Origin of the sequence: Luteibacter sp. (genome assembly GCF_036500425.1) — a bacterium.
Lineage (GTDB): Bacteria > Pseudomonadota > Gammaproteobacteria > Xanthomonadales > Rhodanobacteraceae > Luteibacter.
Genome location: NZ_DASYCB010000026.1, coordinates 31,749 through 45,774, shown reverse-complemented (window position 1 = coordinate 45,774; position 14,026 = coordinate 31,749). Strand labels below are relative to the sequence as shown.

Below are 14,026 nucleotides of genomic sequence, written 5' to 3'. Positions count from 1 at the left end.
GCGGCAAGCCCCTTCGCGCGCAAGCGCGCTCCTACAGGGCAGGGGCTGCGTGGTATTCTTCCGGCCCCTCGAAGAAGACCCCTCATGCATACCACCCGTTGGAACCAGCAGTGGTTCTTCAACGTGCGCGGCGACATCCTTTCGGGACTTGTTGTCGCGCTCGCGCTCATCCCCGAAGCCATCGCGTTCTCGATCATCGCGGGCGTCGACCCGAAAGTCGGTCTGTACGCGTCGTTCTCGATGGCGGTCGTGATCGCGTTCGCGGGCGGCCGTCCAGCGATGATCTCCGCCGCGACCGGCGCCATGGCCCTGCTCATGGTCAGCCTGGTGAAGGAGCATGGCCTCCAGTACCTGTTCCTCACGACGATCTGTACCGGCGTGGTCCAGATGATCATGGGTGCGCTGAAACTGGGATCGCTGATGCGCTTCGTATCGCGCTCGGTCGTCACGGGGTTCGTCAACGCGCTCGCCATCCTGATCTTCCTGGCCCAGTTGCCCGAACTGATCGGCGTGCCCTGGCTCGTCTACCCGATGTGCGCGGCCGGCCTCGCGATCATCTATCTGTTTCCTTATGTGACCCGGGCCGTACCTTCGCCGCTGGTTGCGATCGTCCTGCTGACCATCGTCGCGATCGTGTTCAAGCTGGATATCCACCGCGTCGGCGACATGGGCGCATTGCCCGATTCACTGCCGCATTTCCTCTGGCCGGACGTGCCACTGAACCTGGATACGCTGAAGATCGTGCTGCCGTATGCGCTGACGATGTCGGTAGTGGGCCTGCTCGAGTCAATGATGACCCTTCAGATCGTCAACGACATGACCGAGACGCGCGCGGACAAAAACCGCGAATGCATGGGCCAGGGCCTGGCCAATATCGCGACGGGCCTGATCGGTGGCATGGCAGGCTGCGCGATGATCGGCCAGTCGGTGATCAACGTGAAGTCGGGTGGCCGTGGGCGCCTGTCCACCCTGGTGGCGGGCGTCGTCCTGCTGATCCTCGTGGTATTCGGGGCACCGTGGGTCCGTCAGATCCCCATGGCCGCTTTGGTGGCTGTGATGATCATGGTCTCGCTGAGCACCTTCAGCTGGCGCTCGCTCGCGACGCTGCGTTCGCACCCGACTTCGTCCAGCGTGGTGATGCTGGCCACGGTCGTGGTCACGGTGTGGACCCACGACCTCGCCCGCGGTGTGCTGACGGGCGTGCTGTTGTCGGCGGTGTTCTTCGCCACGAAGGTCGGGCGCATGCTCGACGTCGATAGCTCGCTTTCGCACGACGGCATACGCACGTATTCGGTCAAAGGCCAGGTCTTCTTCGCCTCGTCCGATACGTTCGTCGAGGAATTCGATATGCGTGAGGATGGCCTGTCAGGTGTGGTGATCGACGTGGAAGAGGCCCACTTCTGGGACCTCACCGCGGTCGGGGCGCTGGACAAGATCGTGCTGAAATTCCGCGATCTGGGCGTTCCCGTGGACGTTCGTGGCCTCAACCAGGCCAGTGCGACCCTGGTGAGCCGCCTGGGTATCCATGACAAGGAAGGTGCCCGTCCGGGCACGGGTCACTGACATCGCAGGTTTCCGTTCCGTTTCGGTGTTGCAGAATAGGGGCTGATATAACTTGCGGAGGCTCCCGTGAACATCATCGTGGTCGAGGACGACGAGCGGCTGGGCGCTGCGATCAAGCGCGCGCTGGAACAGCTCACCCACGCGGTGATGTGGCTGCGCACGGGCAACGAGGCGCTGGAAGCGCTGCGCCAGGAGAATGTCGACCTGGTCCTGCTCGACCTGGGCCTGCCCAGCAAGGATGGCGTGCAGGTGCTGCGCGAGGCGCGCAGGGATGGCATTCGCACCCCGATCCTGGTGATGACGGCTCGCGACAGCATTGAATCGCGCGTCGAAGGCCTGGATGCGGGCGCCGACGACTACCTCGTCAAGCCGTTCCATCTGGATGAGCTTGCCGCACGTATCCGTTCGCTGGCGCGGCGTGCGCAGGGCCTGGCCGATAATGTCATGGAGGCCGGCAACCTGCGCCTGGACGTAGGGCGCATGGAACTGACGCTCGAGGGCGACCGTATCGAACTTACCCGGCGCGAATTCGCCCTGGTGCACGTGCTGATGGAGCGGGCAGGGCGTATCGTCCGCCGCGAAACCATCGAGCGCTCGGTCTACGGCAATGAATCGGATGTAGGCCCCAACGCGCTCGAGGTCCTTGTGCACGCCCTGCGCCGCAAGCTTGGCTCCGACAGTATCCGCACGGTCCGTGGCTTCGGTTACATGGTGCCGATCGATCCCGCCTGAGAGGCGATTCGCGACGCGGCAACGCGAATGGCGACCTGGCGTGCCGTCTGCTCAGGGCCCGCTTCATCACACGTGATGCCCGCGTTGCCCGCGCCGTAAGGCGAGTACCTTTGCGGGTCGGTACGGCTGAACAAGCCCACGGTGGTGGCCTGTGTCGCGGCAGCGAGGTGCATCACGCCACAGTCCGCACTGATGTAAAGACCCGCCGCCTCGATGAAGGCGGCCAGCTTGCGCGGGTCGCTGGTGAAGTACGTAGGGTAGACGTTATCTAGCCTTGACAGGCCATCTGCGGCGACCAGTTCGACAATGCGGTAGTCGCCGATGCGCTCAAGCAGTGCGGCGAGGAAGCATCGCCACCAGGTGGCATCCTGGCACTTCGCGCCCGTGGCATTGGGAAAGATGGCCAGGACCGGCGCGGCGCTCGTATGGCCGGCTTTCAATACGCGGAGCAGTGTTTCCGCGCCCTTGGCACGCTCTGGCGCGCTCAGGCGGAGGTCTAGCACAGGCCACTCGCCACCGTTCACGCCGAGCGCCTCCCGCAACGCGTGTACTGGGCGTGCCGCGAAATGGGCGGGCGCATCCGGGCTTCCTTCCACGCGAAGCTGGAACCGGGCGCGCGCAAGATGCGCCGCCATTCTTCCGGAGGTAGAGCCGGACGCGGCATCGATCACCAGGTCGTAGCGTTTCGCGCGCAAGCGCCCAAGCGTGCGCAACGTAGCGAGCGGATGGCGCAGGGCACGCCTATCGAGCAGGAAGAGCTCGCCCACCGAGGGGAAGCCGGCGAATACGCTTCGAGCGGCCCCGCCCGATGCGAGCAGATCGACCTCGGCACCAGGAAACCGTGCTTCGAGCTCGGCAAGCAGCGGAGTCATCATCAGCGTATTGCCCAGCCGATGGTTGGGCCGGCAGACCAGGATGCGTTGCATGCCACTTCGCGGCAATTGCCCGGGGGAAACCAGGTTGTCGGCATCCGGAAACGCCTTGCGCACGAGCCATGCCATGGCCCGGCGACGAAATGATTGCAGGCGCCCGTGCATGGGCGTGCGTTTTCCGTCCGTGGAAGCCGTAGCGTGAGACGTGGCGAGGAGCGATGACATTCGTAGTCCGTGGGCACCCGACAGACAGGCAGTGCGCACACCTTGCCTGCCTGACCTTAGAGCCTCCTGTCAGGCAGATGACAGGATCCTTACTTAGCCTAGCCTTAGCTGAGTGCTCACTGGAGCAGACGGCTATCGTCGAAGGTGCAGCTAAGGACACGTCGCCATGCTTCCCGCTCCAAGGAGAAGGTAGATGTTCTTAGCGATCCTGTTTGCCTGCACCATCGCGGCGTTTACGGTAAGTGCTGTGAGCGGCGGTGGCGCCGGGTTGGTGCTGATGCCCGTGCTGCGGGCCGGTTTACCGATGGCACAGGTCCCCGTTGCGCTATCGCTGGGTAGCGCGGTGAGTTCCCTCACGCGAATCGGTGTATTCGTCCGGCACACCCACTGGGGTGTCGTGCGTTGGTTCGTGCCGTCGTCATTGCCGGGCGCGCTGCTCGGTGCATGGCTTTTGCAGCGCGCCAGCTCTGCGTACGCAGAGCTGGCGGTTGGCGTGTTTCTCGTCGCCAACCTGCCCATGCTGTGGCGCAAGCCTCGCGCCGTCGTTGCGAAGCGCCCGCCAGCGCGCGGCTTGCTCACCCTCATCGGATTTGTCGCAGGGTTTGTATCAGGGTTTACTGGTGCGGTGGGCCTGCTCTTCAACGGCTTTTACCTTCAGCAAGGCTTATCACGGGAACAACTGGTCGCGACGCGCGCGGCGAACGAAATAGCCCTGCATATCGTCAAGCTCATCTTGTACGCGTACTTCGGCCTCGTGACGAACGAGGCGATGGTGGCTGGCGCCGTGCTTGGCGCGGCGGCCGTGGTCGCCACGCTCGCCGCACGGTACGTGCTTCCGCTGCTTAGTGAATCGGTCTTTCGCCGCGTGGGCTATGCGTCGATGGTCGTGGCGGGCATGGCGATGCTCGATGGTTCAACATCGGACCTGGCCGCGCATCACGGTGTCGCGTTACATGCCAGCCGCGTTCCCGGTGGACTCGACGCCCGGGTGATGGGTTTCGGTCGCGAAGCCATGCTCGAGTTCCGCCGCTCGGAGCCCATGGAGGTGGAGTACGAAGTCATGCTGGCCGATCTGCCCGAACACGTGCGCGCACGCGCGGAGCGTCTGGCCGAGGGCGCTGATCGGGTCATGGTTGAGGTCGTGCAGTCCCTCACCCATCGTGCCTTCGAGGTTCACGTATGGCGCGATGGCGTGGTGGCGAAGTACACGTTGTAGCGTTTAGCCAGCGATCGGCGCAGGACTTGCCTTGAGCTGCGTATACCCATGCAGGGTAGCGAGGGACGAAGGATCGTTCGTCGTTCGATGACGCGCGAGCTCCGTCAACAGGGGCAGCAGGTCGCGCGTGGCCGCCTGGTGTGAAGGCGTATCCGTATCGTCGACAAGCTGGCCGACCATGTACTTCTGCACGTGCGTATCGTGGCTGGCATCGTGGCTGATGCTTGCGGAAAGGAGCTCACCCCTGGCGTAAGCAATGTTCGTACTGGCGTGCGCCGAGTCGTCGATCTGTGTGTAGAGGTAGTTCTGTGAACCCAGCTTGTTGGTGAGGTTCAAAGGCGTATCCGACCACGGTGATGCGTGGAAGCTGGCCTTCAGGTGACTCGCCTGCTGCTGGGTGATGTGCCGGTCGCTGGCGTTGCGGCCGCTGATCGTCGAGGACTGGGATACGTCATAGTTGAACGTATCCAGCTCGCTGCCACGCATGGGATTCGGTGCGCTGGTCGCCTGGGATAGGGAAGCGCTGAAATCGGCGAGCCCGGTGAGCAGTGCGTGGTCGCTGCTGGCGAGGTCGCGTATCGAACCACGCGTAGTGGCCGTGGCGGGTGTCGGCGGGTAGTGGCTGTTGAGCTGGCTGAAGCCATCCTTGAACAGCGCCACCAGTGAGGCATCGGCATGGCCGCGAAGCGCCGCCGCATCGATCTGGCCCAGGGTGTTCGCCACCGAGGCATCACGTTGGGTTCGGTTACCCCACGTCGCCGGTTGACTCATGTCGAGGTTCAGTGCGACCGAACCCGCGGGACCATCAACCTTTAGTGAGCGGCTATCGCTGCCGGCATGCAGCGCGATGGATTCGTGGATACCTGGCGCGGTCGCGACCGACGCGTTCAGATCGACGCTGGTCAGTACGGAGGGGTCGGCGGCCAGCAGACCGTCCAGTGCGAGCGTGGGTGGTTGCTTGCCCAGGCCACCGACGGCGTCTTCGAAGGCGCGCGCCAGTCCCGCGACGGCCTGTTTCTCGGTGTCGCTGAGCGTGCGGTCGGTATGCAGGTTAACGGACAAGCCGTTCTCAGTGGCATTCAACGAGAGATTCACCGTCGCGCCGCTGGCGGTACGGATGCCAAGGGAGATGGCGCTGTCCGCGCCAGAGGACCCGCTGACGTCGGAGGTGAAGTTCGCCCCTTCCGTGGCGAAGCGTCCGAGCAGGGCCTGGCCAAGGCCAGCGAAGATGTTGCCGGTATGGGTCGATGCGCTGTTCCGTGCCAGGAGCGCGCCAAGCGCAGCGTCCGATGACGGATCGACGGTCGTCTTCGTCGGATCCGCGTAGGTAGCACTTGCAGGCGTGGCCGAGGGTTCGAAGACGACGGATGGCGTCGCCACGCGTTGCACCACGGCGGCCAGCCGGGTGGCCAGCGTGTACAGCCGATCCTGCCAGCTCGTGGCTACCGTGCTCGATGGGGTCGTTAGCCGCAGGGGATTCACAACGGTCCTTCGTTAGATTCTCTCCTCCGTAGCGGCCGGCGGTCGCAAATCTTGAGGCCGCCGGCCGGTCGCCATCACTCCGCGACTTCGAGCAATACTTCCAGTTCCACCGGCACGCCAAGCGGGAGGCTGGCCATGCCGAGGACAACACGTGGTGCAAGCATGTCGTCACCAAACACGCGGGCCATCAGTTCCGACGCACCGTCGGCAATGGCAGGGTGTTCGCGGAAATCACCCACGGTGGCGATGTAAATACCCAGCTTCGCTACCGCGGTGACCTTGTCGAGCGAGCCAAGGAACTCCTTCGCCGCGGCGAGTGCGCTCAGGGCAGCCATTTCAGCGGCCTTGCGGCCATCGGCTACCGTCAGTGCCTCGCCCACGCGGCCCAGCAAGGGCAGGTCATGGCCGACCGCAGGCAGCATCCCGCTGAAGTACACCATGTTGCCCACCCGCACCGCTTCGACGTACTTGCCGAAAGGTGACGGCGGCGGTGGGAGCGTGAGGCCGAGTTCCACCAACCGACGTTCTGCGCCGGCGGCGTGCGCTTGCGAGGCGTTCATTACCCACTTACCGAGGTGGGCGCCGCCATCCACGCGGAGCGCTTCGCCGGTCACGCGCGGCGCTTCGGTGACGAACACCACGGCGTCGACCACTTCCTGGATGGTGGAGATACCGTTGATCGGCGAGAGCGTGGCCAGGATGTCCTTCGGGCCGTTGGCGTGCATCGGCGTATCAACGATGCCGGGGCCCACGGTGTTCACGCGGATGCCCTGCGACGCGTATTCCATCGCGAGGTTCAGCGAGGCCGACTCGATGCCGCCCTTGGTGATCATGGCGATCGAGGCGGGCACGCCGGCGATCGGGTGATCGGCAAGCGGAGAGGTGATGCTGGTGATCGCGCCACCCGTGCCCTGGGCGAGTAACTGCTTGATCACGCGCTGGGTCATGTAGACGAAGCCATCGAGGTTGATCGAGAGCAGCTGGCGGTAGTCGTCTTCGGTCGTGTCGGTGAACGGCTTGGCGATGAAGATGCCGGCGTTGTTCACCAGGCCATCAACCTTGCCGAAGGCCTTGACCGCAGCGTTGACGACGGCTTCGGCGGTGGCGGCGTGGGCGATGTCGCCATCGACGCGAACCAGACGGTCGGAAACCGGCAGTTCCTTCGATTCGCTCACCTTGCGGGAGGTGGCGACCACGTTATAGCCGCGCTCGAGGAAGGTTTTGACGAGGCCGGCGCCGATGCCCTGCGAAGCGCCAGTGACGATGATGGTTTTAGCGTTCATAAGTGACTCCGAATCGTGTGGGAGGAGGTGTCTTGCTGGATGGGTATCCTCCGCCGATCGGTATTGATTGATTAGATGGAAAAATGTGGAATCTCTTTTCCATCTGTGCAAAAGTCCCGGCATGCTCGATCTCAACGACATCGCCGTCTTTGTCCGGGTGGCCCAGCTGGGCAGCTTCAGCCGTGCCGCACAGGCCCTCGGCATGCCCGTATCCACGGTGAGCCGGCGGGTGACCGCGCTGGAAGAGGAGCTCGGTGTCACCTTGCTCCAGCGCACGACGCGCAAGCTGAGTCTTACCGTGCAGGGCAGGGCGTACTACGAACAGTGCAGCGAACCGCTCAACGAGCTGCATGACGCGGAGCGCGCTCTGACCGAGACCCAGCGCACGCCTGAGGGCTTGTTGCGCATCTCCGTGCCGGTGATCCTTGGCCAGGCGCCGTTTTTTGAGTTTGTCTCGGATTTCATGCGTGCCTATCCGCGCATTCGCGTGGACTTGTTCATCACCAACGCATTCCTCGACCTGATCGGGGAAAACATCGACGTCGCCATACGTTATGGCGATCTGCACGATTCGTCGCTGGTGGCTCGGAACATCGGCACCAGCGTGCGCTATGTCGTCGCCACGCCCGATTTCCTTGCCGGGCGAAAATTACCGCAGAAGCCCGAAGACCTCATGGGTTTCGAGTGCGTGATGATCAACGCACGAAATAACCAGGCCGAGTGGCTACTGACGAAGGGCAAGCATAGGGAACGCGTGCACGTCACCGGGCCACTTTCGAGCCGTGATTTCAATTCAGTGAGTGCGTTCGTTTACCGCGGCCACGGTGTCGGCTTTCTGCCGACCGCCTATTGCGATGAGATGCTCGCCTCGGGCGAGCTTGTGCGGCTGTTGCCGGAGTGGGCATCGCCCGAATTCCCCGTGCACGCGGTCTATCCCACGCGCCGTTTCATGCCGCAGCGTCTGCAGGTCTTCCTGGATGCGCTGGCCGCGTGGCAAAGCCCGTCGTGGCGACGGGCCTGAGCGCTTAGCGACGGGGGCGCCGCACGTCGTCGCGCTTGACCACGACGCGGACAGGGCGCGGTTTACGCAGCAGCGTGATCCAGAAAGCGGCCTCGAAGAGTGCGCCGGCGGCGAAAAGGAACATAGCGCCCGTGGCGAAACCCGCCATGTAAAGGGAGGCTGCTACACCAAGGATCGCTGCCAGGATCGTGAAACGCTTCATCGCTGCTCCGGTCGGGGTCGACTGCTTTGAGGTATGACGTGGAGCCAGCATCGCACGAAAGCTAGCCATGCGGCTGAACATCGTGGAAAGGCGGCGCCGCCGGCCCATGGGCGCATGAGACGATTGCGCCAGAATTTGATCATTTATCGCCTTATTATCTCGATGGAGCGAGCGGAGCATAGCCGTCAGCCGGGCCCTACGGCCCGTTAACCCTGGAGCTGACATGAATACCGCCTTTCGTTCCCTGCTGGAACGCTTCGTTCGCCTCGAATCCATCGGACCGAACCTGGTCCGCATCGCCATCGCCGTTGTCTTCATCTGGATCGGGGCGCTCAAGTTCGTGCCGTTCGAGGCAGATAGCATTACCCCCTTCGTGGCGAATAGCCCGGTGATGTCGTTCTTCTACGAGCACCCGACCGAGTACAAGGCGCACCTGACCCACGAAGGCCAACTCGTGCCCGAGCAGCGCGCATGGCAGCAGCAGAACAATACCTATGGTTTTTCGCGTGGGCTTGGTGTCGTCGAACTGAGCATCGCGTTCCTGGTGCTCTCGTTCCCGTTCTCGAAGCGCCTGGGCTTGTTAGGTGCGTTTCTTTCCTTCGGAACGACACTCGTGACCCTGTCATTCCTGTTCACCACGCCCGAAGCCTGGGTGCCCGCTCTAGGCGATGCCCAACACGGCTTCCCCTATCTTTCTGGCGCAGGCCGCCTGGTGATCAAGGACACGCTGATGCTTGCTGGCGCATGGGTGATCGGCATCGATGCCGCCAAGCGCATCCTCGCCGAGAAGCGCGCCCGAGTCTGAATTCACGCGTGAGGATCCGTTACCTGCGCCGGCGTATCTCTCCTTACGTCGGCGCAGGTAATGGCGTGGTCGGTGGCAGGGCCAATGACCGGGCAGGGCGTTGCGGTGTTCGGAGATCAGGCACGTCGCTACCGGATGTCCGCCGCCACGATGCCGTGGATCGACGAACACGCGCTAGTCGGCCGAATCGCCTAAGTGAAATTTCGGCTTTAAATTGTGTCCGGGTAAAACGTAATAATGTGATGCCAATCACGTTTTGGTGCTAGCGTAATCCCTTGCGTGTCCGGGCAGGGCGGGCAAGCCGGTGCCTTATCCCTTGGGGGTGGATGGGGCGGCTTCGGCAGTTCGTCGTGGGGAGAGCACGCGTGGTAGCGCAACGGTCGGCGACGACGGCACGTCGCTATCGAGCCTTCATCAGCTACAGCCACCGGGACAAGGCCTGGGCGGCTTGGCTGCACCGTGCGCTGGAGACCTACGCGATTCCACACCGGCTCATCGGGCGCGTCACCGATCTGGGTGCCGTTCCCAAAAGACTCGCGCCGGTGTTTCGCGACACGGATGAATTGGCCACAGCGCGTGATCTCGGCCAGAAGGTCACTGAAGCCCTCACGCAATCGGCGTGCCTCCTGGTGGTCTGTTCGCCGGAAGCCGCGCTATCGCGCTGGGTAGATGAAGAGGTGCGCACGTATCAGCGCCTGGGGGGCACGGAGCGAATTTTCTGCCTCGTCGTCGCCGGTGAACCCAATGCAAGCCGCATTCCCGGGCGCGGCGCGGAAGAGTGCTTTCCACCCGCGTTGCGCCAACGCTATGACGCGGAAGGCAACCTCACCGCCGATGTGATCGAGCCGCTGGCGGCCGATGTGCGCCCGGGTGGCGATGGCAAGACCGATGCACTCTGCAAGCTGGTCGCGGGCATGCTTGGCCTGGACCTCGATATGCTGAAGCGGCGTGACCTGCAACGCCGGGCGCGGCGTGCGGTCGCGTTATCCGCGGTAGCGGTCGCTGTGACGGTGGTGACAACGATCCTTGCCATCAATGCGACGCTGGCGCGGCGCGATGCGGTGGCGGCAAGCCACGTGGCGGAGCGCCGGCAAAAGAACGCGGAAGATCTCGTCGCCTTCATGCTCGGCGATCTCAACGACAAGCTCGCACAGGTATCGCGGCTCGATATCCTGGAGGCGGTCGATGACCGCGCCATGGCGTACTTCCAGGCGCAGCCTTCTAACGAACTGAGTGACCGGGCGCTTCTCCAGCGGGCCACTGCGCTGGAAAAAATCGGCAGCGTACGGCTCGACCAGGGCCGGCTCGAGGCCGCGCTGGTGTCGTACGAGGCGGCCCGTACCGTCGCCGCCCGCCTCGTCGCAGAAACGCCAGCCGACGTGCCGCGCCAGGTCCTCCTGGCCGAGATCACGACCTTCATCGGCATGGTGCATTGGCGCCAGGGGCGCCTGGACGATGCACAGCAGTCGTTCGCCGGTGCCCGGTCGCTCCTTTCGGGGGCGGAGCAGGCCGCTCCAGACAACAACGACCTGCACTTCCAGCTCGCGATGCTCGACAACAACATGGGCCGGGTCATGGAGACGCGAGGTGCGCTCGACGAAGCCGAGAAGCATTACCGCGACATGCTCGATCGGCTGCAGCGGCTCGCCCACGCGACACCGCACGATGCCGATGTCGCTGAATGGCTGGGTGCGGCCCACTACAACCTGGGCAAGCTGGCCCTGATGCGCGGTGAGCTCGCCGAAGCCATCACCCGCTACGCAGACGACGAAGCCATCCAGGCCCGACTCAGCCGCGCGGATCCGAAGGATGCGAGCCGGCGCGACAGCCTGCTCACGGTCCAGGCGATCCTCGGCCGCGCGCAGGTACTCGCGGGTGATGTCAGCGCGGGTACCGAGCGGCTACAGCGCGCGGTCGACTCGGCCCACGCCCTGGTCGCGCTGGATGCGACGAATACCGATGCGCAGGAGCACGTCGCTCTTTTCTCCACGCAACTTGCGCGTCTTCGCCGCCTGGCAGGCGACGCCACTGGAGCGAGCAGCCTGATAGCTACGGCACTGCCGATCTTCGCTGCGTTACACAAGCAGGACCCCGAGAACGCAGCGTGGAAACGCGAGTACGCGGAAGCGCGCAGCGAAGCATCCATCCAGGCGTTGTTACGTGGGGATGCCGCCGCGGCCACTACCGCCGCCCATGAGGCCTTGCAGGTCCTCGAGCCTTTGCGCGCGGCGCAGCCGGCCGATCGTGCCACGCTGCTGGCCACGCTCGACGCGCGCCTCGCTGCCGCTGCCGCGACGCGCGACACGGCGGCGGCACGCGCACTGCGCGAGGCCTCGCTACGCGACGCGCAGGCCGTGATCAGTGGGCAGGCCGACCCGCGGCTTGTCGCGCTGCGCGTCGAGGCGCTGCTGGCGCTCGGGCGCCATGATGAGGCGGAAGCCGCCATTCGCGGGCTCTGGAGCGCGGGATACCGCGATCCCGCCCTGGTCCAGCAGTTACGCCGCGTGCACATCGAATACCCCGTCAATGAAGTCGCCCAGCGCGAACGGGTGGCGGCGACGGGCGGAAGCCGGTAGCAGGGGCCGGGTGTGATCCACCACCGCAGTGGGAGAACGACATGTCCAACAATCCACGTGACGATTCATCCGAAGACGAGCGCCAGGACCTCCGCGAGAACGATGCTGACACGCCGGAAAACGCTGTGCCCCAGCGGTTCATGGACAAGCCCGACGTGACCAAGAAATCAGGCATCAAGCCCTCATGACCCCACTGGTTGTCGGTGTCACCAGCCATCGTGATATCGCACCCGAGGATGTCGAGCCAGTTCGTGCAAAGGTCAGGGCCTTTTTCCTGCACCTCCAGGAGGATTTTCCGGGGTTGCCGTTACTGGTCCTGTCCGCCCTGGCAGAGGGAGGCGACCAGCTCGTGGCGGAAGAAGCCCTTGGCGTGGGGGCGCGGCTAGTGGCGCCGCTCCCCCTGCCACCGGACCTGTATGTCGACGATTTCGACGATGCTGGCGTGCACGCCACGTTTGAGTCCTTGAGCAAACGGGCGGAAGTCGTGTTGTTGCCGCGGCTGATGGAGATGCCGCGGCACATCGTGGGTGCACCGGGCGCCGCGCGCGATCGGCAATATGCGAAGGCCGGTGTCTACATTGCGAGCCATTGCCACGTGCTTCTCGCGCTATGGGATGGCAACGAGGCGAACGGCGTCGGGGGTACCGCGCAGATCGTGCACTACCACCTGACCGGTGGGCTGCCGGGGCCAGCTTTACGACACCAGCATTTGCGCCACGTGCTGGCGGGCGGGGACGAGAGCCTGCTTTATCACATCGTCTGCCCGCGCGCGGGGGAGCCCGTTGCTGAAGGGCTGCAAGCGTTGGAAGCAGGCTGGCGCATCGCGGACGACATGTCATTCCAGCCCTGTCTTCCGAACGATTTTCGATTGATGTTCGAGCGCATGGCCGAATTCAACGAGGATGCGCGGCGCCACGCCAGCGAGATCGATGACGCACCCCGCGACCTGCATGGCAGCCCCTGCGGCGCGACCGCCACGATCGAGAAAGTCTTCCACGCCGCGGACTGGCTGGCGATTCATTTCCGCAAACGTGTCGTGCTGGCACTGCGCGCCACGTATACCGTGGCCGCCCTGATGGGCATCGCGTTCACGTTCTACGCCCACCTGCCGGGGAACAACTCGCTGATCTATGGCTTCTTGTTGCTGTTCGCCACGGGCGGCTTCGTCGCGCTGCTGGCGCGGCGGCGTGGTTGGCATCGTAAGTACCTGGATTACCGGGCGCTCGCGGAGGGTTTGCGTATCCAGTCGTGCTGGCGTCGTGCCGGCATCGCCGCAAGCGCCGACCATGAGTTCGCGCACGATAACTTCCTGCAGAAGCAGAACATCGAGCTGGGCTGGATCCGCAACGTGATGCGCGCGGCGAGCCTGTACCCATCGACCCACCCGGAAGAGCCTGGCGAAGCGAGCCTGCAGGAGGTGATCGCCGAATGGGTCGGCGAGCCTGGCCTGTCTGGCCAGCTTCACTACTACGAATCCAAGACCGCCGAACGTACCGGCTTGCACCACATCACCGAGACCGTCGGGCGCATCAGTTTATGGGGCGGAATCGCGATCAGCGTGTTCCTAGCCCTGTTTGCCTTGCGGCTAGGCGAAGAGGCCAAGATCACCCTGGTGACGGTGATGGCCGTGCTCTCGATCGTCGCGGCGGTGCGTGAGGCATACGCCTACCGCAAGGCTGACCGCGAACTGATGCGCCAGTACCGCTTCATGCAGCGCATCTTTACCAGCGCACGTTGCGCCCTCGACCGCACGCGTGATCCGGCACAACAGCGCGCCATCCTGCATGCGCTCGGCGAGGCGGCCCTCACCGAGCACGCCGAGTGGACGCTTATGCAGCGCGAGCGCCAGGTGGAGCACAGCAAGCTGTAGCACCCGTGGGGGGCGCCGATCAGGCAGGGGAATGGGATACTTTGCTTGGCCGCCTGCGCGTGCCTATACTCGCCCCTGGTGCCCCCGCTTGGATCAGGGCGGCACAGGGGCAGGGGGTCAAACGTCACTTTCGTCGCCGCATTGCAGGCGCAGCCTGCCGTGGCGCGCGGGCGGGTGCC

The 14,026-nt window shown here is 64.3% G+C and carries 12 protein-coding genes; 8 read left to right on the top strand and 4 right to left on the bottom strand.

All coding sequences use genetic code 11. The features are described from left to right. Positions 1 to 84 precede the first annotated feature (84 nt). Together VGN46_RS06660 and VGN46_RS06655 are read left to right on the top strand one after the other, a co-directional pair. Complete coding sequence (locus tag VGN46_RS06660; protein ID WP_331641965.1) at positions 85 to 1,563, top strand: SulP family inorganic anion transporter; 1,479 nt, start codon at positions 85 to 87, stop codon at positions 1,561 to 1,563. A gap of 66 nt (positions 1,564 to 1,629) precedes the next feature. After that, on the top strand, positions 1,630 to 2,295 hold the full coding sequence (locus VGN46_RS06655) for a response regulator (RefSeq protein ID WP_331641963.1): 666 nt from the start codon (positions 1,630 to 1,632) through the stop codon (positions 2,293 to 2,295). Here VGN46_RS06655 and VGN46_RS06650 read toward each other — a convergent pair. Continuing rightward, positions 2,268 to 3,392, bottom strand: coding sequence for a glycosyltransferase family 9 protein (locus tag VGN46_RS06650; protein WP_331641961.1), 1,125 nt, complete (start codon positions 3,390 to 3,392; stop codon positions 2,268 to 2,270). The two genes, VGN46_RS06655 and VGN46_RS06650, sit on opposite strands and share 28 nt — an antisense overlap. Before the next feature lie 193 nt (positions 3,393 to 3,585). Here VGN46_RS06650 and VGN46_RS06645 point away from each other — a divergent pair, with 193 nt between their 5' ends. Continuing rightward, positions 3,586 to 4,608 (top strand): sulfite exporter TauE/SafE family protein, encoded by a 1,023-nt coding sequence (locus tag VGN46_RS06645; protein WP_331641959.1) that lies wholly within the window; start codon positions 3,586 to 3,588, stop codon positions 4,606 to 4,608. Between the two features lie 3 nt (positions 4,609 to 4,611). On the opposite strand, the gene VGN46_RS06640 is transcribed toward VGN46_RS06645, so the two are convergent. Both VGN46_RS06640 and VGN46_RS06635 read right to left on the bottom strand, forming a co-directional pair. Beyond that, positions 4,612 to 6,090 (bottom strand): hypothetical protein, encoded by a 1,479-nt coding sequence (locus VGN46_RS06640; RefSeq protein ID WP_331641957.1) that lies wholly within the window; start codon positions 6,088 to 6,090, stop codon positions 4,612 to 4,614. A gap of 74 nt (positions 6,091 to 6,164) precedes the next feature. Continuing rightward, positions 6,165 to 7,373, bottom strand: a complete 1,209-nt coding sequence (locus VGN46_RS06635) for an SDR family oxidoreductase (RefSeq protein ID WP_331641955.1) — start codon at positions 7,371 to 7,373, stop codon at positions 6,165 to 6,167. A gap of 85 nt (positions 7,374 to 7,458) precedes the next feature. On the opposite strand from VGN46_RS06635, the gene VGN46_RS06630 reads away from it, so the two are divergent. Then, the gene (locus VGN46_RS06630; RefSeq protein WP_331641953.1) at positions 7,459 to 8,394 is read left to right on the top strand and encodes a LysR family transcriptional regulator; all 936 of its coding nucleotides are present in this window, start codon (positions 7,459 to 7,461) and stop codon (positions 8,392 to 8,394) included. Positions 8,395 to 8,398: 4 nt separating this feature from the next. Here the strand turns inward: VGN46_RS06630 and VGN46_RS06625 are convergent, their stop codons facing one another. Further along, entirely contained in the window at positions 8,399 to 8,776 is a 378-nt protein-coding gene (locus VGN46_RS06625) for a hypothetical protein (RefSeq protein WP_331641951.1), read from the bottom strand. A 43-nt stretch (positions 8,777 to 8,819) separates the two neighbouring features. Between VGN46_RS06625 and rclC the strand changes: the two genes are divergently transcribed. The 4 genes from rclC to VGN46_RS06605 all read left to right on the top strand — a co-directional run bounded on the left by rclC (position 8,820) and on the right by VGN46_RS06605 (position 13,847). Further along, positions 8,820 to 9,401, top strand: coding sequence for a reactive chlorine resistance membrane protein RclC (rclC, locus tag VGN46_RS06620; RefSeq protein ID WP_331641949.1), 582 nt, complete (start codon positions 8,820 to 8,822; stop codon positions 9,399 to 9,401). Positions 9,402 to 9,766: 365 nt separating this feature from the next. Further along, positions 9,767 to 11,977, top strand: a complete 2,211-nt coding sequence (locus VGN46_RS06615; protein ID WP_331641947.1) for a toll/interleukin-1 receptor domain-containing protein — start codon at positions 9,767 to 9,769, stop codon at positions 11,975 to 11,977. Positions 11,978 to 12,018: 41 nt separating this feature from the next. Beyond that, positions 12,019 to 12,165: a hypothetical protein gene (locus VGN46_RS06610; RefSeq protein WP_331641945.1), complete on the top strand. Its 147-nt coding sequence runs from the start codon at positions 12,019 to 12,021 to the stop codon at positions 12,163 to 12,165. Further along, a complete protein-coding gene (locus VGN46_RS06605; RefSeq protein ID WP_331641943.1) occupies positions 12,162 to 13,847 on the top strand; it encodes a hypothetical protein in 1,686 nt (561 codons plus the stop codon). Before VGN46_RS06610 ends, VGN46_RS06605 begins: the two co-directional genes overlap by 4 nt. Positions 13,848 to 14,026 lie beyond the last annotated feature (179 nt).

What these genes read in the sequence shown, in the direction of transcription:
- VGN46_RS06625 (WP_331641951.1), bottom strand. Translation starts at nt 8,776, where the DNA reads ATGCTCCGCTCGCTCCATCGAGATAATAAGGCGATAAATGATCAAATT.
- VGN46_RS06610 (WP_331641945.1), top strand. Translation starts at nt 12,019, where the DNA reads ATGTCCAACAATCCACGTGACGATTCATCCGAAGACGAGCGCCAGGAC.
- rclC (WP_331641949.1), top strand. Translation starts at nt 8,820, where the DNA reads ATGAATACCGCCTTTCGTTCCCTGCTGGAACGCTTCGTTCGCCTCGAA.
- VGN46_RS06645 (WP_331641959.1), top strand. Translation starts at nt 3,586, where the DNA reads ATGTTCTTAGCGATCCTGTTTGCCTGCACCATCGCGGCGTTTACGGTA.
- VGN46_RS06605 (WP_331641943.1), top strand. Translation starts at nt 12,162, where the DNA reads ATGACCCCACTGGTTGTCGGTGTCACCAGCCATCGTGATATCGCACCC.
- VGN46_RS06650 (WP_331641961.1), bottom strand. Translation starts at nt 3,392, where the DNA reads ATGTCATCGCTCCTCGCCACGTCTCACGCTACGGCTTCCACGGACGGA.
- VGN46_RS06635 (WP_331641955.1), bottom strand. Translation starts at nt 7,373, where the DNA reads ATGAACGCTAAAACCATCATCGTCACTGGCGCTTCGCAGGGCATCGGC.
- VGN46_RS06660 (WP_331641965.1), top strand. Translation starts at nt 85, where the DNA reads ATGCATACCACCCGTTGGAACCAGCAGTGGTTCTTCAACGTGCGCGGC.